The sequence below is a fragment of the Proteus mirabilis HI4320 genome, from assembly GCF_000069965.1.
Lineage (GTDB): Bacteria > Pseudomonadota > Gammaproteobacteria > Enterobacterales > Enterobacteriaceae > Proteus > Proteus mirabilis.
Window position 1 is genome coordinate 344,537 of record NC_010554.1, and the last position, 24,051, is coordinate 368,587.

The following is a 24,051-nucleotide window of genomic DNA, read 5'->3' on the forward strand; positions in this document are numbered from 1 at the left end:
ATATCGGGAATAATGGAGGTTTATTATCCCCATGTTTTTTTATTAAAAAAGTGAATGAATATCTATTTCAGTTAATGAGTGAACAGCTAAATCTGCTTCTGGTAAGGGGCCGTCAGCAGTAACGCCAATTGCATACATGCCCGCTTGTTTAATCGATTGTATTCCAGCAATCGAGTCTTCAAATCCGATACATAAATGTGGTGGAATGTGAATAAACTCAGCCGCACGCAAAAATATTTCAGGATCGGGCTTGCCTTTTTTGAGTGTTTTAGGATCAACAATTGCCTTAAAATAATGCTTAATGCCTAATTTTTCTAATATGGTTGGGGCATTTTCTGAAGCTGATGCAATAGCACAAGGAATGTGATTATTGTTTGCTTGTTCTATTAGATCTAAAACACCCGGTAAAATATCTTTTGGAGTAATATTATTTAATAACTCAAGATAATATTTATTTTTTGTTTCTGTTAATGATTTTTTTTCATCCGCAGAATAAACATCACTTTTATTACCATGAGATAAAATAAGCTCTAATGACTCAATTCGACTTATTCCTTTTAATAAATGGTTAAACTCTTTGTCAAAATCAATTCCTATTTCATTAGATAGTTTTTTCCACGCAATATAGTGGTAATTGGCGGTATCAACAATTACGCCATCCAGATCAAAAATAAGACCTTTAGTCATTTTGCGTGTCTCCATTTAACTTTAATACTAATAACGTATTGGCGGTTAGCTTATGCGTTTGATGGTTAATTAAAATAGTACTGGGCTTATCACTTAAAATACTAATTTCTTTATGACTGAGATTAATTTGATATAAAGTAGAGCGATGCAATAATTTAAAGCTTAGTTTTTGCCATTGTTGAGGGAGTGAAGGGGTGATGGTCAACATATCCTGACGAATATCAACACCGGCATAAGCCATGATGGTGGTATTTAATGTTGCCGCCATGACACCAGTATGAATACCTTCGGCAGTTGTTCCACCTTGAATATCATTATAATCTGAATAAAGAGCATCTTGATAAAGTTGCCATGACAAATCATGTAACTGTATTTGTTCTGCGAGATAAGCATGGACAATGCGTGACAGTGTGGAACCATGAGAGGTTCTTTCTAAATAGTAATGTAGATTTTTTTCAGCAAAGTGCTTAGAAACTGAATAACCAAGAGAGGTAATTAGGGAATGTACGGTTTGCTTATCTAAGTTATTAAATAACATCAGGGTATCTGCTTGTTTAGCTACTTTGTAATCATCGGCAGATTTATTTTCTTTACGCAAAATTCTATCCATACGATAGATATTGCCGTATTTTTTTCGATAGCTTTCCCAATCCAGATCTTTTAATTGAAAATAACCTGAGAACTGTTCAATAATTTCATGAGCATCAATATTGATAGCAATACGATTTTTAACTTCTTGTATTTTATTGAAAACGCTAGATTGGCTGTTTAGCTGTTGTAATTTTTTAGAAAAACGATCATTGTTTATGAACATCTCTATTTGATTAAACAACCAAACCACCATTAAATTAGTGTATGCGTTATCTTTTAAGCCACCTTCAAGTGAGTCTGCGTATTTCTCATGAAATTCATCCGGCCCCATAACTCCATTAATATGAAAACGTTGATCGCCTTCATCCCACTGACATTGGTCTAACCAGAACAAGGTAATGTCATTGAGTAGTTCAAGTCCATACTGTTCCATAAATTGGTGATCATGAGTATTTAGCCAATATAGCCACACATTATAGGCAATCGCTAATGAGACATGACGTTGACGACAACTGTGGTCGGCATCCCATTGCCCTGATAAGGGGTTTAAATGCAGTGTCTGGGTTTGCTCACTACCATCATGCCCTGATTGCCAAGGGAACATAGCACCTTGAAATCCTTCTGCTCGTGCCGCAAGACGCGCAGCAGGTAGCCTGTGGTAACGATATAGTAATAGTTGGCGTGCGGTTTCAGGGAAGTGCATAATATAAAATGGCAGAATAAAGATCTCATCCCAGAAAATATGGCCTCGATAGGCTTCCCCGTGTAACCCTCGGGCGGTGACTGAAACATCTAATTGATGTTGCTGATTGCTAAATGGTGATGCGGATGACAGTAAATGGAAGGTATGTAAGCGTAGTAATTTTTGGGTCATCAGATCGCCAGAAATCGAGATATCGGCACTATCCCATAACGTTTGCCACGCTTTTTGGCTATTTATCAATTGGCTGTGTAAAGGTTGTTGTTCCCAATTAACCACATCTTGCCATGAGTCTGGGTAAGCCGTAGAGGTTGTTACAGCAACACATTTTTCAAGTTGATAGGTGGTATTTTGTTGAGCGTTGAAGGTGATGGTTTGTTCAACAAGCGTATCTGAAACATGACAAACAATATCTTCATTTGCAAAGAAATCACCACTTATTGTTGACGATAATCCGATCCCTATTTTTGACTGATCTGTTTGAGCTAATATAAATGCGTGTTGCTTATTCGCTCCAGTTTGTAGCACATGATAATGATGGGGATTAAGGCTACGGTAGCGTTGTACACCGTAATTATAAGTATTTCCTTCTAGGCGAGTTATAACCGTTATCTCACCTGAGAAATTTAATGGTTTAAAGGTATATAAAATGGCGTAATGTGACATATCAGCCATATTGGCAAATTTTGTACAATGAATATCAAGTTGCTGTCCTTCAGGGGTTTCTACACGCCATTGGCTAGTGAATACACCCGTTTTTAAATCTAATTGACGTGTTAAATGGTGTGTTATCAGTTGCTTTGGATGAAGATATTCTCCCTTACCAATTTTAAGAGAAATAAATTGTCCATTAGGTGCATTAACAAAATCTTCATTAATCACCTGATGGTTTTCTATTTGTGAACTTGCTTGATTATATAGGCCAGCAATATAGGTAGCAGGGTAGTGCTCATCACTTATAGTCATTTCGGGCAAAGTTCCTCTTAACCCAATATAACCATTGGCCGTAGTTAAGAGAGACTCTTGGCAATATTCATCTTTTCCTGTTTCTAAGCCTGAATATTCAATTGACCAAGCAAAGTTATTGGCAACTGTAACCATTTTTTCTTCTAAATCATGATGATGTTCAAGCTGCGCTTTATTGATATAAATAAAAGGTTTATTAAATATTTCAGTAAAGAAATTTGATAAATTTATTACTTTATTATCAATGGTTTTAATAATAGCGCTATCCGATTTATTACTTGTCGAATATATCAAACCACCTTGAGCAGAGTTAAATTTATGATTAATAGCTTTAGCCATATTTAGCCAATCAAGGTAATGGCTATTTGTGGTATTAAATGAATAATGGCTTTTTTCTGAAAGATATTTAATGGTGATATCAGTATCAGAAAGAATAATAGAGATATAATTCATGTTTAACCTTTAGTTTGAGATTAAATTAATCGACTTGCAAGGTGCCTGCTTTTTCTTTATAGCGATAGACCAGAATGGTTAATCCAATAGGGACGACAATAGCCACAATCATTGCTAATAAATAAACTAACCAATAAGTAGGTTGGATAGATAAAATACCGGGTAATCCGCCGACACCAATACCATTAGATAGCACATTATTTAATCCACAAATCAAACCCGCTAGCGCAGCGCCAATCATGGCGCACAGCATAGGAAAGCCATATTTTAAGTTGACGCCATACATGGCTGGCTCTGTCACACCTAAATAAGCAGAGATAGCTGCCGGAATAGTAATTTCTTGTTCATTTAATTTGCGACTAACGATAATAATGCCTACAACGGCAGATGCTTGAGCAATATTAGACAGAGCGATAATCGGCCAAATAGGTGTACCGCCATAACTTTGAGTCATTTGTAAATCTATCGCTAACGTTGTGTGATGTAAGCCGGTGATCACCATGGGGGAATAGAAAAAGGCAAAAATAGTTGAACCAATAGGGGCAAAATCACCTAACATTAAAAACTTGATCAGTTGGGCGAGACCATCACCTATGCTTCTACCGATAGGGCCTAAAATAACATGGGCAACAAAAACGGCGACAATAAGAGTTACAATCGGCACAATAACTAATTTTAGGTAATCAGGGATAAAACGACGTAATTTAGTCTCAAACCATCCCAGAAATAGTCCCGCTAAAATCGAAGGGATCACTTGGGCTTGATAACCTACTTTCTCAATAGTAAATAAACCAAAATTCCAAACCTCAGGAAGTTGTGAACCTAAATTGTAAGCATTCATTAGCTGTGGAGAAACTAAGGTTATACCTAGTACGATACCTAGTGCAGGTGTACCACCCATCTTTTTTACACTTGACCAGCAAATACTCACAGGTAGAAAATGGAAGATGGCTTCACAAGGTAACCAGAGAAAATCATATATTGGTGTTAACCAAGGATAAAAATAAGTGAGGGGTTTATTATCTGATATAGGCATTTCGCCAATAACATTTCTTAATCCTAACAATAAACCGCCGCAAATTAAGATAGGTAATAATGGAACAAAAATTTCGGCTAAATTGGCAATCAGCTTTTGCCAGGATCCCATATTCTTTTTCGCATCAGATTTTATATCATCTTTAGATTTAGCTTTTAATGAAAGCTTATCAATTAATAATTTATAGTAGATATCAACATCCATACCAACAATAACTTGAAATTGACCCGCATTATTAAAACAGCCTTTAACAAAAGATATTTTTTTAATTTTATCTATATCAGCAAGATTGGGATCATTCAGAACAAAACGTAATCTGGTTAGACAGTGTGAAACGCTAATAACATTATCTGAACCTCCAACAAGAGTAATTAACTCTTCAATGGCTTGGTTGTCTTGAGGTATCGACATATTAATATTCTCATAATAGTAGGGTTATTTTTAATATATCGAGATCTTTCTTTTTATCCAATGGGAACGTTCCCATAACAAGATAAAGATCACAGTTAATGATCATTAATTTATTTGATCATGGGTTTAAGTCATGACTTGATATAATGATTTTTTGTGCAGGAATATTTTTTTCTAGCATTTGTATCAATATGTTAGCAGCTTCTTGTCCACTTTCTCTAAAACCTAATCGATAGAATTTAGTTTGAGGAAATAAAAAGGTGAGTAGATCATTACGACCGATGCAGGCCACCTCAATATGATCTATTTTCTGTTCGGCTAAATATTTTTGTACACCAAAGGCCAGAGAATCGGTCGCACATAAAATAGCTTGAGGCTTGCTTGCTAATGCTTGTTTGGCAAGTAAATAGCCACTTTGATAATTAAGTTCACCAAGTTGAGCTTGAGATATTAATTGATGTTGCTGGCAATATTGAAGATAAGTTTGATAACGTAATAAACCCGTTGTTTCATCATTAATTTGGATCCCGATAAAACTTATATGTTGATAATGTTTGTCTCGATGGAAATAATGCATTAAAGCGTTAACAGCTCGTTCATCGTCATGACAAATGGAAACAAAACCTTCTAGTGGTCTTGCTATAACAACCATTTTTTGTTTCCAACTTGCTAAGTTAGCCGCATTGATCCCTGAAAATGCAAATAATATTACGCCATCGATTTTCTGGTGGGCGAGCATTTTTAAGTTTTCTTCTACTTTGGCTTGGCTAAATTGGCTTTCTAAAATAATAGGGTCAATGTTGTTTTGATAAAGGATCGGTAATATGGCACTAACTGCTTGATTTTCCGCATAAGAATCAAGGCGAGTGACGATAATACCAAAAGAACGATTAGAGTACCCCCGCATTGCTCGTGCAGATTTTGACGGTGTGAATTTATATTTCTCAATAATTGAGTTAACTTTTTTCCTTGTTTCTTCATTAACCATAGGATCTTGATTAAGTACTCTTGAAACAGTCGATTTGCCCACACCACAAAGTTTGGCTATATCATTGATTGTTAACTTTTTTTTATTAGTATCTGTCATGAGCGTTTTTCTGTATTTATCTGCTGTGTGATAAAGTTATTGTAGTTTTAGCAGGTTGTTTTCCACAAGTGATTCTTTTACTGTTTGATTTAGTCTAAAAATTGTACGCAGATACTACCACAATCGTAAAAAAGAGAATTTTATATTTGTCTTTTTTGTATACTAATAACAATAAAATGAGTATACATTGTTAGATGAGAATAAATAACCACCATCGTTTTGACTAAAAACAGAAAGACTTCTTTGCCAACCTTCTTTTACATATAAATTGGGAATTATTTTATTGATAATTTCACTGTTATTATCGTTAATAAGGATCTGTGTAGATGCTAGCTTGTAGCTAGTTTTCAGTTTGGTTATATCAAAAAAAGATTTTCTATACACTGGGATCAAATCGCCGTTATAATCAATAACACCTCGAATACTTGCCCATCCTTGCTCCTCCCCTAAAGTAAACATTAATTCTAAATTAGCTTTAGTATCCTCTTTATCATAAATAATTAACTTTGCTTCACAATTTATTACATTTTCTTTTTCTTGATTGAAGTAAAAACTAAAATAAATCATTAAACTTAAAATGATAACTAATACACTAATAGCACTATATTTTTTCATTTTTTATTATCCAATACATAAATAGACACACATTGATTATGCAAGAAATTAATAGGACTAAACTTTTTTTTACATAATATTAATGATGTTCGTGAATAAGAATCACTTTCAGTTATATAGATGAAATTATAATCTGAATAACTAGAAATATAATTATCAATTAAATTTTCTTTTTCCTCATTTAATATTTCTTTATTACAAAATAAATTATATTTTTTATATGTTCCGCAGTTACTATAGTTATATAATTTATGCTTTCTACTATCTAGGTAATTAAAAGTAAAAATAACAACAAAAAATAAGACTATCAATGTAAATATAATAATAAATAATTTCTTTTTTGATAAAGATATGCTTGTTTTTTTTATTGATGATAAAGAGTGATCTTTATTATTAATATTCGTATTTATATCTTCTTCTATTTCTTTTTTTATGTGAGGAATATCACTAATTTTATTTTCATTGATTAATTTTATATCTTGAATATTATTGTCAGATAGTTTTTCAATACTAATATTGTGATTAATGATATACCCTTTTCGAGGAACGGTGATGACAATCTCATCATCGATATCTAGCTCATTAAATGCTTTTCTTAATAAAAGAATATTTTGATAGAAAGCGCTATTAGTTATAAATTTTTCTTTATCTCCCCAGCCAATTCTAAATAATTCTCGTTGCGTAACTAATTCATTAACGGTAATAAGATGTATTAGCATTTTAGATGAAGGTGCTAAAATTTTCTTTTCTTTATTAAGTTTTTTTGAAAATAATAAATTTTTATCGCTATAAAATATAATGTCATCATTAATTAGATACATAGTGCCGCCAATACGTCATTTGGATATTTATTCTTCTTAATGCTAGAAAAGGAGTATTTTTTATATATAAAGCTAAAAAATTATTTTTTCAAGTTAAAAAAACTAAAAAATTTGTTTATCGCATTTTAATACATTTAAATAACAATTAGAAACTTACTGGTAACAAATAAAGCAAGATATCTATTTATTTATTCGTATAGATTAACTATGTGACTTTTATTATTTAATATTATAAGTCTCTATAATCTTTAGGAATTACCATTATTTAAATTTATTTATAATGGGGGTGTTACTCTGGGAATTAGTGGAAAGCTTTTATAAATAAATTGGTATTGGAATTAAATTTATTTAAAAATGAGTAAAATCACTTCTAAAATTAAAGTTAAATAAATCAATTAAGTTGATTTTGGTTTTTGTCTAACGTGTTGATATTAATGTTATTTTTTGTGAATTTTGGGAGTTTTGTAGTTTTTTTGCTAACACGCATTGTAATAACTCATGTAGCATTTATTGCATCAACAACATTGCGAAACAAAGTTAAAAGTTAGTTTTAATAAAATACAATCATAAAGCAGTAACTGGCATGCTCGTATTTTAGCATGATATATCCCATTTTTATAAAGCTAATAGAAAATAGATTATGGAAAGAGAAAAATACGAAATTGATAAAACTTACGATACTAAAGCTATTCATCAATACTTAGGGAAAGAGATCCGTTCAAAAAGAAAAGCGATAGGACTAACAGGTGAAGATTTAGCTAAAAAGTTAAATGTCAGTCAACAGCAGGTATCTAGATATGAAACAGCAGAGTCAAAAATAAGCTTTGAAAAGCTATTGTTAATATCTGATGTTCTAGATCTTAATATTCAATATCTATTAAAAGTTATCATTAGTGATAAATTTAAAATTATTTCTGATGATTAGCTTTTAATTAAATTCTATGGACAAGATTCCAATATGGATATTTATATTTTTAATAGGGATGCGTGAATAAGGATATTCTTTTATGAGATAGCCTATCTCAATGTCGGTAAATACTAAAATAGTCAAATATAAAGGAAATGATGTATGAAATTTAATAAAATAGCATTAACAGTTCTATTAGCTACTTCAGCTATTTCTTTAAATGCTATGGCTGATAATGCTAATACAGGTGTTATCACATTTACGGGTTCTGTTGTAAATACGCCTTGTAATATTGCTCAATCTTCACTGAAACAAACAGTTGAGTTTGGCCAACTTTCTCGTAAAGCCTTAGAAAGTGGTAAAATGGTTGAGGCTGATTTTGATATTGAATTTACAGGTTGTGATTTTACTAATTTTGGTATAGATGCCACTAGTGGTAAGCCCGTTCCGGTTAAATCAATGGAACTTGTCTTTACTGGACAAAATTATGCTGATACAGCAAATACATTATTGGCTACTTCTGCTGGTAATACAAATAACTTGGGAATTTTAATTGATGGTTTTGAGTTTGGAAAAGCAAAAGATGTTTTACCAAGTATTACAAATCTAAAGGGTGATAATGTATTAACCTTTAAAGCTCTTGCTAAAGCTGTTGATGCAAGTAAAGATGTTTCTGAAGGTAAATTTAGTGCAATTTCTAATTTCCGTATAACTTATCAGTAATATGAATTAAATTGACTGTTAGTAAATATAAATGCTGGCAGTCAATTTTATCTCTTGAATAAGAATTTTTTAATTTATTATTTTTCATATTAATTTCGTTGGTTTTATTTTATATATCAATGGGTTTTTATTAACTTAGAAATAAACCAGCTAAAGCTGAAGATTCTATTTATATAATGGAGAAGAAAGTGGCTATTTATCGACGTATAGGATTGCAAGTAATTAGCAGTCTTTTGTCACTTATTTCTAGTACAGCATTGGCTTTCGATCCTAAAGTTATTGAGCATGAAGGAAGTACTTATCTAGTGGGTAGTGTTATCTCAACTCCTTGTTCTATTGTAATGTCAAATCGTTATCAAACGGTTGATTTTTCTTCTTTAACTTTAGCTATGTTATCAAGCAAAGAAAAACGCGAACAGCAGACTTTACCATTTGAAATAGAACTTCGTGACTGTGGCAGCATTTACACGTCAATTGACAGCAAAACATGGATGATACGTTTTGATGGACAGAGCGTAAGTAATATCAATGCATTTATCTTGCAAGGCACATCTAAAGGTTTAGGGGTTTCTGTTCTAGATAATAATAAAAATGCATTAATACCAGGAGAAACATATCCTTTATTCGATAGCGTATTACGACAAGATAAATCGGGACAAATCCTCTATCTGCGTTACTTCCTTAGGCTAGAACTCACCGGAGAACCTTTACGAGCTGGAGATTACCAAGGACTGGTTCGTTTTTTTATCCATTATCAATAAAGGTAGATGCATTTTCTTAGGCTCTAATGAATAAAGTATTTTATTACCTCTAGGATGGGGATGGTGAATAGTATGATATTTGAACTCAATCAGTTAAGGCAAGTCGTATTATTGACAATGAGTATTAGTGTGTTTTCTGCTTATGCTACAGAATTCAATATCGATGTGTTAGATGCAGAAGATATACAAAATATCGATATGAGCCAATTTTCCATTGCTGGCTATGTTCCCCCTGGTGATTATGTATTAACAGTTTTTGTTAATGGACAACGTTTAGGCGCACCTCGCGATATCACGGTTTTAGAGCAAAAAACGCAAACACAAGCTATCTGTATACCTGCTGACTTACTTGATTCTATTGGTTTAAAAGAGTCTGTAAAACCAAAAGTGACTGTATACCCTAATAGTCAATGCCTTGATCTTTCTGTTTTGAAAGGAATGCAAACAGTTATTGATCTCCCAACACTATCACTCAAAATAACGATCCCCCAATTATGGATGGAATATAGAGATCCTTATTGGACTCCTCCTGCATTATGGGAAGAAGGAATTAATGGTGCTTTCCTTGATTACAGCGCTAATGTTTCAATCACCGAAGAAAAAGAGGGGGATAAACGTACTTATTTGTCCACTAATGGTACTGCGGGTATTAATTTAGGTGTTTGGCGCTTTCGTGGTGATTATAGTGCCATCTATCAAAAAAAGCGGGGTGGCAGACAATCACAAGAAATACACGATTTTGATTTTAGCCGTCTTTATGGTTTTACCTCCTTGAAAAAATTGGCTTCAATTTTAACTATTGGAGAAAATTATTTTTACTCAGATGTTTTTGAATCATGGCAATACAGCGGTATTTCATTAGAAAGTGATGATCGCATGCTACCTCCCAAATTAGTGGGGTATGCACCAGAGATCACAGGTGTAGCAGATACCAATGCAACAGTGATTGTTCGTAGCCAAAATCGAGTGCTCCTTGAAACAACAGTACCCCCTGGACCATTTCGTATTCAAACTTTAGATAGTGGTGTTCGAGGGATACTCGATATCACAATCCGTGAAGAAAATGGAGAAGAGAAAAAATTTAGTATCAGTACTGCCTCATTACCTTATTTAACTCGCCCTGGCCGTCTGATCTATAAATTAGTGATGGGTAAAACTCGTTATGATGGACATCATTTAACAGGTAAACCCGTATTCAGTGGTGAATTCTCCTATGGTCTATCTAATGCTTGGTCGTTATATGGGGGAACACAATTTAACAGCGATTATCAGGCAACGGCGATTGGTATAGGACGGGATCTATTTTCTTTTGGGGCATTATCACTTGATATTACTCAGTCTTTTGCACGTTTTACTGATAAAAAAATAAAAGGGCGTTCTTATCGTCTTAATTATGCAAAATCTTTTGATGCACTACGCACGGATATTACTTTTGCTGGGTATCGATTTGCTGCTAGAGATTATCGCACATTAACTCAGTTTATGGATCAACGTCGTACTGGTTATGATATTCGCTCTCCAAAAGAGAACTATCAAATTTATATAAACAAGTATTTTGATAATTTTAATATATCACTAAATTATCAATATAGTACCTATTGGCAAGATAAACCTCAAACACAATATGGTTTATACGCAAGTACTAATATCAGTATTCCAATGTTATCTCAGCAAAATGCGAATATATCTTTATCAGCAACCAGAACTGAACGAGATAGTGGTTATCAAGATGATGCTATTAATCTGTATTTAACAATACCATTATATAAAGGCCATAGCATTTCATTTTCTGAATCATATTCTCGTATTGGTAAAAGTAATCAATATAGCCATAGAGCAAGTTATAGTGGTTATAGTGATCGCGATAATTATAGTCTGAATGTGGGCTATAGTCATGGAGAAGAAATTGATAGCCAATCAAGTATCAGTGGTTATTATTCTCGCGACTTTTCTCAAGCTAACTTATCTGCTAACGCAAGTTATGTACCACAACAATATCGTAGTGTTGGTGCATCAATTAACAGTGGTATTACAGCTACAACTCAAGGTATTGCGTTGCATCGTTCAGCTAATGGTGATACTCGTTTAATGATTGAAACACCAGGGGTTGGTGATGTACCTCTAGATAGTGGCGTTATCAAAACTAATCACTTTGGACTTGCAGTTATTCCTAATGTTAATAGTTATCGTAAATCTACGGTTTCTATTAATACCAGTCAGCTACCTGAAAATATAGAAACGCTAGAATCAACAACTGATATTACCTTGACTAAAGGGGCGATAGGGTATCGCAGTTTATCAGTAATGAAAGGGGAAAAGTTGTTTGCCATTATATCCCTAAATGATGGTAAGAAACCGCCTTTTGGGGCAAGTGTACGTAATGCGGATAATCGTGAGTTGGGTATTGTTGGTGAAGATGGTGTGACATGGCTAGTAGGCATTTCATCAAAAGAAAAACTATCTGTTTATTGGGCAGGGAAAAAACAATGTGAGTTGTCACTTCCTGAAGATTTAGCATCGCCAACTAGCATGTTATTGCTACCTTGCTCTTCACCTACTATATCAAAAATTACAGAAAATTAATTATTAATTAAATGTTTTATATTGTGAGGTTAGTTATGTTTAATTTTAGTCGTGGGTTATATTGTATTCTTGTTGGGTATTCCATATTTATTTCGATGGCGGCACATAGTGCTGTGACATTAGATAGAACGCGTATTATTTTCCCTGGAACGGAAAAGTCAATTAATATTACTATTTCTAATGATAATCCTGAAGAAGCTTATCTCGCACAAAGTTGGATAGAAGATTTGCAGGGGAATAAATTAACTAAAGGTGCTATTTTAGCAACGCCTCCATTACAGAGAATCGAGCCAAATAGTTATAGTTTAGTTAGGTTAAGTACAACACCAGAATTACATAAATTACCACAAGATAGAGAGTCGGTATTTTATTTTAATTTACGTGAAGTACCACCGAAATCAACAGATGGCAATACATTACAAATTGCTTTGCAATCTCGTGTAAAACTATTTTATCGTCCAAATAGTATTTTATCTGAAGCAGAAACTAAATGGACACATAAAGTGACATTAACCAAAACGGCTCAAGGCTACCGAGTTAATAATATAACGCCTTTTAATTTAACAATAATTGGATTTGGAAATAGTAAAGCAGCCGCTGAAAAAAATCCTTTTGATGTTGTCATGGTGCCACCTAAATCGACTCATGATATTGCGTCTTCTATATTATCTACACCTTATCTTACTTATATTAATGATTATGGTGGTAAACCATCGTTGGTATTTCGTTGCCAAGGTGATACCTGTGTGGTAACTGGTGAACAATAATTCTTAACAATATTGGAATATAGGAAAAGTAATGAGTAAATATCACGTTTTTAAAATAGCCAAATGGTTCAAAGTGCTTTTACTCATTGTTGGCTGTGCATTCAGTCAATTTATTATAGCCGAAAGTTCTATCGTGAGTACTACGACAAAACAATCAGTTTATGAGCCATTACATCAAGGAGTAGTTCAAGTGAGAGCCACTCTGTTTAATGCGCCTTGTAATTTATCTTTTGATAATAATTTAAGTTTGATTGGATGTGGAGCTGGAAAAGATTATCGCACCATAAACTTATTTGATGTAACAGCAAATACTCCTGCAAGTATTCGTTATTATGATATACAACGAAGGCTATTTTCTGAAGATTATTCACTTTCATTACACAATGGCAATAATCCAATATATTTACCCACCTTAATGAAAGATCAACATATATTACGTTTAGAGGTAAGTTATGAATAAGATGGTGAAATTTCTAGGGCTTATTTCTTTAACAATATGTAATTGGCAGTCTCAAGCATTAGCGGCCAATAATTTAGATGTTGAATTTAGCGGTGAGTTAATCAGTGTTGCATGCCAAGTCGCTTCAGAATCAATAAATAAAAAAGTTACTTTACACAATCTACGTTGGCAATTTATTAATGAAAATGAAATTAGTAAAGTGACTCATTTCACGATTGCGATTGATAAGTGTAGTGAAACTGACTTACAGAAAAGTATTAAATTAACCTGGAAAAGTAACGAATTAGTTGATATCGATGGTAATCATTTTCTTATTACTAAAGGGGATAGTGGAGCACTATTAGGAATTATTGATAATAATGGAAGGTCTGTTATATGGAATAAACCGATGACAATTGGAGATGTAAGTGTTGTTGATGGTTCACAACAATTTGAGTTTGGTGTTTTTGTCCGTAAGCCAGCAATAGGAGAAATTAAGATTGGTGAATTTTCCAGTATCGTAACTTTTAATGTGGAGTATGAATAGTGCTAATATGGCTAAATAAAATGAAAAATTTATTGGGTGTAGCTTTATTATTTATTTCTCTAGTATGTAATGCTGATATTTTTATTAATATATCTGCAACAATGGTTGAACCTGTTTGTAATATACGTAGTGAAAATGGTAGTGCTCCATTAAAAATTGGTTTTGATACATTGACGATATCTTCACTGACTAAATCTCCTGTGGTAAAAGATTTTTCACTTTATATATCAGACTGTAATTTTAATAATACATTAGCCATTGTTTTAAACCCAAAAGGAGGAAGTACGCTTTTATATAAAGGAAAAAATATATTAGCAACAAGTACTGATGGGTTAGGTATAGATATTAATGAAGTGACTGGTGGAACTATTCGTTCACTGGAAACAAGTAAAAAGCATAAAATCAATCCAGAACGAATTAATTCAACTCTTTATCGTGTTGACTTACAAGCTCAGTTAGTAAATACAGTGCCTATTAATCAATTAAAACTAGGGAAGTTCAATTCAATAGTTACTATTTCAGTGACTTATAACTAATGGATATTTTTTATGTTGAAACTAATACATAAATTTTCCTCGTGGAAAAAAGAAATAGCATTAAATAATGTAATAATACCTTTATTAAATGACCTAATTTATTTCTTAATATTATTAAGTGTTTTTTTTATTAATTTTATATTTACATCTATTGCTATTGCAGATTATGCGCCAAGAATTCAAGATATAAACACTGGCTATATGATTAAATTGGCAAGTAACAGTCCTATTGCATTAAATCCAGTGAAAGGTACAGATGGTAAAAACTATTATAAAGTTGGTAATACGATTGTGATCAATAATACACCATCTAGTGTAAGTGTATCGGGGATTGTTCAGTGCATCGGGCTTACTTGGGGACATGCTTCAACAAATATTTCTTGGAATAATGCATATCATCGCTTGTTTACATATGTACCTATGGCTGGTACCAATATAGAAGGCCATATGGCATATCGTATTAATAGTAATTTGGTAATGACCATTGATACTCAAATGTTGAATTGGGTAAATATAAGAGGATCTGTTTGTGAACAGGCTACACCAACATTAACTGCTCATGCCAGTGAATTTACTGTACAATTTCCAATCAGTGTGACATTTTATATAAATGATATGGTTATTGATTCTCAGCTACCTATACCTGAAATGGATCTAGGAGGTTATGTTCGTGCATTTACACGATCAGGAACGAGTCCTCCTCAAAATTCTTGGGCATTGAATGATGTCACTGTTCCTATGCGATTAGCAGCATCACAATTAAACGTAACTTCTTCTTGTAAAACAGTAACAAGTACAGGACAAGTAAGTACTTTAAATTTAAAGCATGGGCAACTCAATACATTAAATTATGACAGCTTAGTTACAGAAAGTGTAACTTATAATTGTGTTTTTTCAAAAGCAACAAAAGTGAGATTACGTCTCGATTATATAACTGATAACGATCCTCAAAAAAGATTACCGATGGTGAGTACCCAAAACAGCAATAATAAAATTTATAGTGAATTGACCATGACAGATGAAATAACCGGGCAAAAAGGTAAAGATTTTAAAATTGACATTAATGATTTGAGAACAATTAAGATAACCAGCCATCTTCAAGGAACAAATGCGATAGCTGGAGATTATAAAGGTTCAGCTTGGCTAATCGCTACGTTTGATTGATATATTTATCTAAATAAGGCCTATTTATTATTAGATAAGTAGAGCCTTTTTTACATTTTTTAGAAATTAACTTAATAATAAATCTTTATTGATAAGTTGTTTCTTTTTTTTAAAAAAATTAGTTAGTAAAAGTATTTTTATTAAATAGAATGGGATATTCTGACGCTTGATAATGAATACCAAACACCTGCGCCATAAAAATAGAGATAAATATATCTAGTGGCTGATTAGAGCAGGTTAGTTTTGCTTGCATTATTGCTCCTTGCCAACCCATCCAGAAAAAAATAGCCATTTGTCTACAATCAATGTTTTTAGATATAAACTTATATTTTTGTGCTTCTAGAAGATAATTTTCTACCTTTTTCTGCCATCCAGAAATCACATTATTCAGTATTTTATAATAGTTAATGGGTAAATTAACAATATCTTGTATGAGATTACTTACTAAGCATCCTCGTTGCCAATGATACTTTTCCATTTCTGATTTTATCATGTGACAAAATGCTAATAGTCTTTTGGGGAAAGGTAATGCAGTATAAGACAAATAGTTATCTAGTTGCTTAGAAATAAAGTTGTCATAATGTTGGATGACGACTAAACCAAATTTTTCTTTACTACCAAAGTAATAATAAAATGATCCTTTCGGGATACCAACTTTTTCTAATATCTTACAAATGTCTGAACTGATATAGCCTTTTTCAGCAAACATTTCTATACCACTTTGAATAACTATATTTTTTACATCTGTATTAGGACTATGATTTTTGGGGGGACGTCCTCGTTTCAGTTTGGTGATTTCTGATATCATCATTTTGCTATCTCCACGACAGGGGAGCATACAGGTAGCTTATTGAGTACCTGTCAATGCTGATTATTTTGTTGTGAGAAAAGTCCCTCCCGCTGAAATTTTATGCGGGAGGAATATAACGAATAGCGTGTGTTATTTTGTCATTAGGTCTTGGTTTTGTTTCATTTCAAATCGTGGGGAGACAAAACCATATAGTGTCCATCCCAAGAATGTGGCTAATGCCCCCCACATTACAGCGTCTTCACCAGATGAATACAGAGCATAGAAACTATAAATGGCCCCAATGAATGCGATGATATTACTGGTTCTCGCTTTATGAGGTTCCACTTTGGCGACTTTTTGTAAAATAATCATTGCCGCCATAGAAAGGATGTAAGGAATAATATTAGTCACAACTGCTAGATTGACGAGTACATTAAACTGTTTATTTAATGATGGGCTGATGGTCATCAGTGACAGTGCAGATTGAATAACAACAATAACTAACATTCCTTTTACTGGGGCGTCAGCTTTGCTAACTGCAGAAAATATTTTTGGAAAATAACCAGAATCCGATGACGCCTTAAATACTTGTGCGATGGTGAACTGCCAGCCAAGTAAAGATCCACAACAAGACATAATCATTAGCGCCATAATGATTTTCCCAACACCTGGGGTAAACATTTGGGAGAAGGCTAAGCCAAATGGCGCGGTAGAGTTTGCCAGATCCATATTTGGCACAATACCTGCGATAACATTTGTTGATACGATATAAATAACGGCTGCACCTAATGTGCCACCTAATACAGCAATAGGAACATTCTTTTCAGGATTTTCAACTGCTTCACTATTGGCACAAGCTGATTCCATACCTAAAAATGCCCATAAGGTCATGGCAATAGAAGAGCCTACGGCTTCAAAGAATGGAAAATTATGTGGATTCCAAGAGTTAATGTATTGTTCAGGATTGAACCACCACCAGCCAATAATTGAAATACCCACAACAGGGATGATCACCCCCCAGACAGTGATGCTGCTTATTTGTCCGGTGATCCGCGCACCACCAAAATTTGCTATTGTGCAGATCCACAATACAACAATCGTTGCAATACAAATACCTAACGGAGTCATTGTCGCATCCATCAGTTCGGCACCATAACCCACAGCAGAAATTGCGATAGCGACATTGGCAATTAACAGGGAAATACCATAGGTATAATTGGCCATAAAATTCCCCGATTTGCCAAAGGCATACTCGGCATACCCTCCCATTCCTCCGCTACGACGGCTAAACATACCGCATTTAGCAAATGCATAGGCCAGAGCCATAGAGCCGACTGCAGTGACAATCCAAGATAAAATAGAAATGGTTCCTACTTCGGCTAGTTTGGTCGGTAGCATAATAATACCGGAACCCATCATATTCACCGCAGTTAATATAGTGAGTTGCAATACACTCATTTTATTTTTTGAAGTACTCATCGTTTTACTCTCCGGCTGACGGAGCATGCTTATTCACACTCCGTCACGCATAAATTAATTAACTCAGTGCTTAATTACATAGCCATATGCCCGCAGACGACCGTCCTCATCATTGCGGATATATACACCTTGTAATTCCGGTGAGAATCCCGGGAATAGATTAATTCCTTCTTCTAGCGCTAGAAAATATTGCTGTACAGAGCCACCCCAAATTTCCCCTGGCACTACACACAGTACTCCTGGTGGATAAGGTAGAGCACCTTCGGCGGCGATACGGCCTTCAATTTTTTCCACGGCAACTAACTCCACCTCGCCACGCACAAAAGCGATATTGGCTTCTTGAGGTAACATACTGACTTGTGGGAAATGTGATTTACGGAACATCTCTTTTTGCAGTTGTTTTACATTAAATTTCACATACATATCATGCATTTCTTGGCACAATTGACGGATGGTGTATCCTTGATAACGTGTTTGGTTGGCATGATATACTGATGGAAGTACCTCTTTCAGTGGGGCATCTTGTTCCAGTAATTGTTCAAAGCGAGCAATTTGTGCGACCAGATGCTGCATTTTCGCCATGCTTTCTGCAGGCGTTAGCAGGAATAATATGGAGTTAAGATCGCATTTTTCAGGAATAATGTTATTTTCACGTAGATAGTTCGCCAAAATGGTGGCAGGAACACCAAATGATTCATATTTTCCTGTTTTGGCATTAATACCTGGGGTGGTTAGTAGTAATTTACATGGATCAACAAAGTATTGATTTTCTTCATATCCCTCAAATGAGTGCCAGCGCTCTCCCGGAACAAAATTAAAGAATCGGAGATCATTGGCAATTTCATCAGTATCAAAATCTTCCCATGCACGGCCATCGATAGTTTCTGGAATAAACGGGCGAATATGTTTACAGGATTGCAGGAGTAATTTACGGGTTTCAATCCCTGTTTTTACGCAATTCATCCATAAACGTTTACCTGACTCACCTTCATGCATTTTGGCATTCACATCCAAAGCTGCAAATAATGGGTAGAATGGACTAGTTGAGGCATGCATCATAAAGGCGTTATTGAGACGTTTATGATTTACATAGCGTTTTTGACCTTTAATATGGCGATCTTTTTTGTGGATCTGTGAGGTTTGAGAGAATCCCGCTTGTTGTTTATGTACAGATTGTGTAACTAAGATCCCCGGATCGTTTTCATTCAGTTCAAGTAGAAGTGGAGAACAATCTTTCATCATTGGAATAAACTGTTCATAGCCCACCCACGCGGAGTCAAATAAAATGTAGTCACATAAATGTCCGATTTTATCGACTACCTGACGTGCGTTATATATTGTTCCGTCATAGGTACCTAATTGGATAACGGCTAGGCGGAAAGGGCGCTTTTCATTTGCACGTGTAGGGGCGACTTCTTTGATGAGTTCACGAAGATATTTTTCTTCAAAACAGTGAGCATCAATCCCACCGATAAACCCAAATGGGTTACGTGCAGCTTCAAGATAAACAGGCGTTGCTCCTGCTTGAATTAATGCTCCGTGATGGTTTGATTTATGATTATTACGATCAAATAATACTAGGTCATCTGGTGCCAATAAGGCATTAAGAACGACTTTATTGGAGGAAGATGTACCATTAAGTACGAAATAAGTTTTATCGGCATTAAAGACTTTTGCTGCATGTTGTTGTGCGGCACATGGGGCACCTTCGTGGATCAGCAGATCACCCATAGAAACATCGGCATTACATAAATCAGAGCGGAATAAGTTTTCACCAAAATACTCGACAAATTGGTTACCTAGAGGATGACGGCGGAAAAATTCACCTCCTTGATGCCCAGGACAATCAAAAGCTGAATTTCCTTGTTCAACGTATTTTTTTAAGCTGCCGAAAAAAGGAGGTAATAGACTCTCTTCATATTTTAACGCTGCAGTTTCTAGTTGTTTATTATATAACTCACTATTTTTTTTATTTAAATCAATTACACCAGTTAATCGATTAATAATATTAGCAGGGATAACTTCATCTTTATTAATAATGGCAAAAATAGGCTGTTCAAAGCTATTTTGTTCAATTAAATTAAGCTTTCCATTCTGAATGTCATTAAGTGAAATAACAATCACGGCAACATCAGAAAAATCAGTATGTAGAATATCGACACATTCACGGTGGGTTGAAATATAGTCAGACATATCGTAGCTGACCGCTATTTTATAACTTTTCATTTTTAATACCTTTTTTTGGTAAAAAATTCTCGCTGAAATATTAAGTAAAAATATTTCAGTTTTTTATTTTTATAAATGCGAGTTTTTTCCCTCGATAGAGTGTCGAGTTATAAAAATCACGTTTATATTTATGTCATCACGTATAAAAATAATGTATAGAATGATGGTTTTTATAATTTTAGTAATATGTTTTTAGCCAAATTACCAATAATAAGAACTAATTAACTGCACATTACTATGCATAAAAACCAGGAATATGAATGATCAATAAGAATCCATTATAGTCACATAAAATGTGATTTATAATGGTAAAGAGGTTGACTATCCATACGCTGGTAATATGCAAACCACGTGATGGATGCCAATAGAGAGATTATCTTTGAGCGTTGAAAAGATTAAAATCAAAACATGAACGATGTGAAAACATCATTATATGTGTAATACGTCTTATATGTGGCCAAAATCGATTATTATTTTCCATTTTCGCATCCGTTAATTATTAAGACCTATATAACAACTATAAATTAATATAATTAAATACCCGAATTATACTGTGATATAGATCAAAATATATCATTTTAAGAATAGTTTTGTCTTTAATTAATATGTTGCTTGTTAATTATTTGTTGTTTTGTTTTTAATAAGAGAACTTATAATTAATATAGTCGCTAAGTCTATATTATAAATAGCAATATAATAAATATAAAATATTTTCATTATGAATGTATAGGGTTGGTTGTTTGTATAAATATAATAAATATTTTTTATTTTGATTATAAATATAGTGTATGTTCCCTTTATTAAATTATTCGTGTAGTCATAAAACACTTTAAGACGTTTTTATCAGGTGCGTCGTAAAACCCATCTTTCAGGGGCGCGATATAAGGTGTGGTTTTCCGGCTAACTCAGTTTCTTTTGTCATAGACCAAAGTACAATGATATCCATATAACAACTTTAAGCCTTCAAATTCCAATTAATATCAAATGGTCAGTAGGAGGGTAATATGCGGTGCTTCGCAGGAGCTTGTCACTTTATTTTCAATTGTGCGTTAGCGCTTTAGAATGAGGTTCTGATATTGAGACTTGAGAAGACAAGCAGTACAGTTAGTACTGCTTGTAGTCATAGTAGAAAAGAAGTGACCTTTATTACTCCAAAAGGAAAAAGGATTAGAGCATCACAGAATGAAGTTTTTGATACTTTATTGAAATCAATAAAATAAATATTTATTGGATGCAGAAAGAGAGAGTTTAGGCTCTCTTCTGTATATTTATGGCGTAACTAGTCTGTTTTTTATTACAAAATTAGTTTCTGATTACTTACTCTTTTAATAGGGCTAGCTATTTTGTAATAGTAGAGAGTATTAAGAAGTATTTATAAAGGGTGTGATAAATAGTCGTAACGAAATTTGAAAGGAAGAATGCTTTGTTAATTTTTCACATAAGATTAAAAAGTAAAAGGAGAACCTAAGTTCTCCTTTTGATATTTCTCTACGACAACAATATGTGTTGAAGGATTAGCCGCTGCCTAATCGACTGATACTTGCTCTTTACAAGCTGACCTCAGTCAGGTGCTTACGCGGGTCTCATCTGGATTTTAAGAGCGGGGAGACTCAAGCACACTCTATAACGCCTTTATACCCGTTTATCTTGATATTATCAAGTTTTTTTGTTTTGTTTTTTTATTGAACTGAATAGGCAGATAGCATGTATAATGGCATTTGGATACTGTTGTGCAATGATATCCCTAGCTGTAGTTAATGTTGTTCCTGTAGCCATAAGATCATCGACAAGTAATATTCTGATTTTTTCAGTATTGGATGATGCTTGTGTGTTTAAAACAAATGGTGGAAATATATTCCTAAATTCAGTAGGGATACTTTTTAGTGAAAACCCTCCTTTAAGTCCAACTTCTTTTGCTTGTAATTTAATTTTGAAACTAAGACTTTTAGCCTCTTCAATATTAATATCTGCTTTATCGAGAAGTTGAAAAGCATTATCGACTGTTATTTTTCTTAAAATATCAGTTAAATATGTGGCATTAAATTTTTTTGCTAAACGTTTTGCGATAATAGGGCTAATATTATGGGCTGAAGGCATTGATATTATTAGTTGATACCCTTTAGGTTCTAATTCCATAAGTTTATTGCAAATGATTTTGAAGCTATCATTGAGTTTTTTTATGCTAGAAATATTTGTATATAAATCATCCTTTTTTTTCAAAGCATAAATTAAAGGACAATTATCCCCCAGTTGACGTTGTTTTCTATTACGTCTTCTTTTACCTGAAAGGAATTGTCTTTTAAAAATAGCATAAACTTTTAAGCCATCTGTATAATCAATAGTTGGATTCCCTTCAGACTGAGTTATTAGCCAGTCGGGGCAATTATGATCAACAATAACACATTGCTCTTGAATTATTAATCCCATAAATACATATGCTAGTCCGAGAAGAGAAGGAAAGTATAACAGAGAGAAAATAGCAGAGCTATATTAAAATAAGGCAATGTATTATTTAGAATATATAATTACATTAATAATTTAATTTATTAAGTTATTTAATATAATAATTGTTAATCGAAGTCCAGACTTTCATAGTGTGTCTTTTTTATCATAATATTTCGGACACTTAAAAATAATATGAAAAGAGTGTCTATTTATTCGATATTTTCAATTAATAGACACTTGTTGTCTGATAATGACTTAGGAGACATATTTTGCGCCTATTTGGTTATGCAAGGGTATCTACTAGCCAGCAATCTCTCGATACTCAAAAGAAAGCATTGATTGATGCCGGAGTGGCAAAGCATCGCTTATTTAGCGATAAAGGATCAGGAAGTCACATTAATCGTGATGGATTGCAGTTACTCAAAATTAAAGTTGAATGCGGTGATATTATTCTTGTGAAAAAACTCGACCGTCTCGGACGAGATACTGCGGATATGATTCAGTTGATAAAAGAATTCGATTCAATGGGTGTAGCTGTTCGATTTTTGGATGATGGTATAAGTACAGAAGGAACAATGGGAAAAATGGTGGTCACCATTTTATCCGCGGTGGCAGAAGCAGAAAGACAAAGAATTTTGGAACGAACAATGAGGGCAGGCAAGAAGCTTTGCTCAAAGGGGTAAAATTTGGACGCAAGCGTTCAGTGGATCGCGAAAGAATTATTGAGCTAAAACGAAGTGGGTGGGGAGGAACCGCAATAGCCAAAGAAATGAAAGTAGCTCGTTCTACGGTTTATAAAATCTTGAATGAAGAAATATAAATGTAGTGTATGAGCAGTGACATAGCAGTAATGTAAAAGCAAACTAATAGACTGCAATGTGCCAGTAGAAAACGTTGCTAATTACGTTGTGTATTAAAAAATGAGAAAAACGATCATGCTTAGTACAAAAAGCACGAAAGACCAAAATAAAGGAATATGTATGAAGTGATTTAGTATATTGGATAATATTTTGGGTGTGGTTGCTTTAGGTGAAAAATAAAAAATCGAGAAAATTTAGCTAGTGCCAAAGTAATTTGGACACCGCCAGTCATCAGACCCACTACCACACTTATCATCCCTGCCCATACGGTTTCAATAAAACAAGATGCATATAGTACTATATGGCGGAATAATTTACTCATAAGCTTTTCCTTGCTGACGTAATCGTTAAGTAACACGTTGAAGTAACGGGTAAACACAATTATTAGGAGAGCTGTGATGAGGAATGTAGGCATAGGAATTGAATCTATGGATGCACTAGCTAAATTCACTCATAA

At 33.7% G+C, this 24,051-nt stretch carries 20 protein-coding genes and 1 pseudogene; 10 read left to right on the forward strand and 11 right to left on the reverse strand.

The annotated features are described in order from the left end of the window. Window positions 1-42: 42 nt before the first annotated feature. The 6 genes from pgmB to PMI_RS01420 all read right to left on the reverse strand — a co-directional run bounded on the left by pgmB (window position 43) and on the right by PMI_RS01420 (window position 7,367). Entirely contained in the window at window positions 43-687 is a 645-nt protein-coding gene (gene pgmB / locus PMI_RS01395) for a beta-phosphoglucomutase (RefSeq protein ID WP_004252426.1), read from the reverse strand. Continuing rightward, window positions 680-3,397 (reverse strand): glycoside hydrolase family 65 protein, encoded by a 2,718-nt coding sequence (locus PMI_RS01400; RefSeq protein WP_012367540.1) that lies wholly within the window; start codon window positions 3,395-3,397, stop codon window positions 680-682. The genes pgmB and PMI_RS01400 overlap by 8 nt, the downstream gene beginning before the upstream one ends. A gap of 25 nt (window positions 3,398-3,422) precedes the next feature. Further along, window positions 3,423-4,844 carry a PTS trehalose transporter subunit IIBC gene (treB, locus tag PMI_RS01405; protein ID WP_004247346.1) on the reverse strand — a complete coding sequence of 474 codons (1,422 nt, stop codon included), beginning with the start codon at window positions 4,842-4,844 and terminating at the stop codon, window positions 3,423-3,425. Window positions 4,845-4,962: 118 nt separating this feature from the next. Further along, a complete protein-coding gene (gene treR, locus PMI_RS01410) occupies window positions 4,963-5,931 on the reverse strand; it encodes a trehalose operon repressor TreR (protein WP_004244888.1) in 969 nt (322 codons plus the stop codon). Between the two features lie 162 nt (window positions 5,932-6,093). Beyond that, the gene (locus tag PMI_RS01415) at window positions 6,094-6,546 is read right to left on the reverse strand and encodes a YqeJ family protein (protein ID WP_004244887.1); all 453 of its coding nucleotides are present in this window, start codon (window positions 6,544-6,546) and stop codon (window positions 6,094-6,096) included. Then, window positions 6,543-7,367, reverse strand: a complete 825-nt coding sequence (locus PMI_RS01420) for a winged helix-turn-helix domain-containing protein (protein ID WP_004244885.1) — start codon at window positions 7,365-7,367, stop codon at window positions 6,543-6,545. The genes PMI_RS01415 and PMI_RS01420 overlap by 4 nt, the downstream gene beginning before the upstream one ends. A 640-nt stretch (window positions 7,368-8,007) precedes the next feature. Here PMI_RS01420 and PMI_RS01425 point away from each other — a divergent pair. From PMI_RS01425 to PMI_RS01465, 9 genes are all read left to right on the forward strand, one after another. Then, a complete protein-coding gene (locus PMI_RS01425; protein WP_004247348.1) occupies window positions 8,008-8,292 on the forward strand; it encodes a helix-turn-helix domain-containing protein in 285 nt (94 codons plus the stop codon). Window positions 8,293-8,436: 144 nt separating this feature from the next. Further along, window positions 8,437-8,997: a fimbrial protein gene (locus PMI_RS01430; RefSeq protein ID WP_004247349.1), complete on the forward strand. Its 561-nt coding sequence runs from the start codon at window positions 8,437-8,439 to the stop codon at window positions 8,995-8,997. A 188-nt stretch (window positions 8,998-9,185) separates the two neighbouring features. After that, the gene (locus PMI_RS01435; RefSeq protein WP_036919880.1) at window positions 9,186-9,758 is read left to right on the forward strand and encodes a fimbrial protein; all 573 of its coding nucleotides are present in this window, start codon (window positions 9,186-9,188) and stop codon (window positions 9,756-9,758) included. 60 nt (window positions 9,759-9,818) lie between these two features. Then, the gene (locus tag PMI_RS01440; RefSeq protein ID WP_036919883.1) at window positions 9,819-12,341 is read left to right on the forward strand and encodes a fimbria/pilus outer membrane usher protein; all 2,523 of its coding nucleotides are present in this window, start codon (window positions 9,819-9,821) and stop codon (window positions 12,339-12,341) included. A gap of 35 nt (window positions 12,342-12,376) precedes the next feature. Continuing rightward, window positions 12,377-13,108 (forward strand): fimbrial biogenesis chaperone, encoded by a 732-nt coding sequence (locus PMI_RS01445; RefSeq protein WP_004247352.1) that lies wholly within the window; start codon window positions 12,377-12,379, stop codon window positions 13,106-13,108. A 31-nt stretch (window positions 13,109-13,139) separates the two neighbouring features. Then, window positions 13,140-13,568, forward strand: coding sequence for a hypothetical protein (locus PMI_RS01450; RefSeq protein ID WP_004247353.1), 429 nt, complete (start codon window positions 13,140-13,142; stop codon window positions 13,566-13,568). Then, the gene (locus tag PMI_RS01455) at window positions 13,561-14,094 is read left to right on the forward strand and encodes a fimbrial protein (protein ID WP_012367545.1); all 534 of its coding nucleotides are present in this window, start codon (window positions 13,561-13,563) and stop codon (window positions 14,092-14,094) included. The genes PMI_RS01450 and PMI_RS01455 overlap by 8 nt, the downstream gene beginning before the upstream one ends. A gap of 20 nt (window positions 14,095-14,114) precedes the next feature. Further along, on the forward strand, window positions 14,115-14,630 hold the full coding sequence (locus tag PMI_RS01460; protein ID WP_036900794.1) for a fimbrial protein: 516 nt from the start codon (window positions 14,115-14,117) through the stop codon (window positions 14,628-14,630). 12 nt (window positions 14,631-14,642) lie between these two features. Continuing rightward, window positions 14,643-15,794 (forward strand): MrpH family fimbial adhesin, encoded by a 1,152-nt coding sequence (locus PMI_RS01465; protein WP_004247356.1) that lies wholly within the window; start codon window positions 14,643-14,645, stop codon window positions 15,792-15,794. A 118-nt stretch (window positions 15,795-15,912) separates the two neighbouring features. On the opposite strand, the gene PMI_RS01470 is transcribed toward PMI_RS01465, so the two are convergent. The 5 genes from PMI_RS01470 to PMI_RS01485 all read right to left on the reverse strand — a co-directional run bounded on the left by PMI_RS01470 (window position 15,913) and on the right by PMI_RS01485 (window position 22,716). Beyond that, a complete protein-coding gene (locus PMI_RS01470; RefSeq protein ID WP_012367546.1) occupies window positions 15,913-16,605 on the reverse strand; it encodes a TetR/AcrR family transcriptional regulator in 693 nt (230 codons plus the stop codon). Between the two features lie 129 nt (window positions 16,606-16,734). Further along, window positions 16,735-18,063, reverse strand: a complete 1,329-nt coding sequence (gene potE / locus PMI_RS01475; RefSeq protein WP_004247370.1) for a putrescine-ornithine antiporter — start codon at window positions 18,061-18,063, stop codon at window positions 16,735-16,737. Between the two features lie 63 nt (window positions 18,064-18,126). After that, window positions 18,127-20,289 (reverse strand): ornithine decarboxylase SpeF, encoded by a 2,163-nt coding sequence (gene speF, locus PMI_RS01480; protein ID WP_012367547.1) that lies wholly within the window; start codon window positions 20,287-20,289, stop codon window positions 18,127-18,129. A 373-nt stretch (window positions 20,290-20,662) separates the two neighbouring features. After that, window positions 20,663-20,770 carry a leader peptide SpeFL gene (gene speFL, locus PMI_RS19215; RefSeq protein ID WP_107034653.1) on the reverse strand — a complete coding sequence of 36 codons (108 nt, stop codon included), beginning with the start codon at window positions 20,768-20,770 and terminating at the stop codon, window positions 20,663-20,665. Window positions 20,771-21,945: 1,175 nt separating this feature from the next. Beyond that, window positions 21,946-22,716, reverse strand: coding sequence for a phosphoribosyltransferase (locus tag PMI_RS01485; RefSeq protein ID WP_004244852.1), 771 nt, complete (start codon window positions 22,714-22,716; stop codon window positions 21,946-21,948). Between the two features lie 287 nt (window positions 22,717-23,003). Here PMI_RS01485 and PMI_RS01490 point away from each other — a divergent pair. Beyond that, a pseudogene (locus tag PMI_RS01490) lies at window positions 23,004-23,554 on the forward strand (recombinase family protein). Window positions 23,555-24,051: the final 497 nt, after the last annotated feature.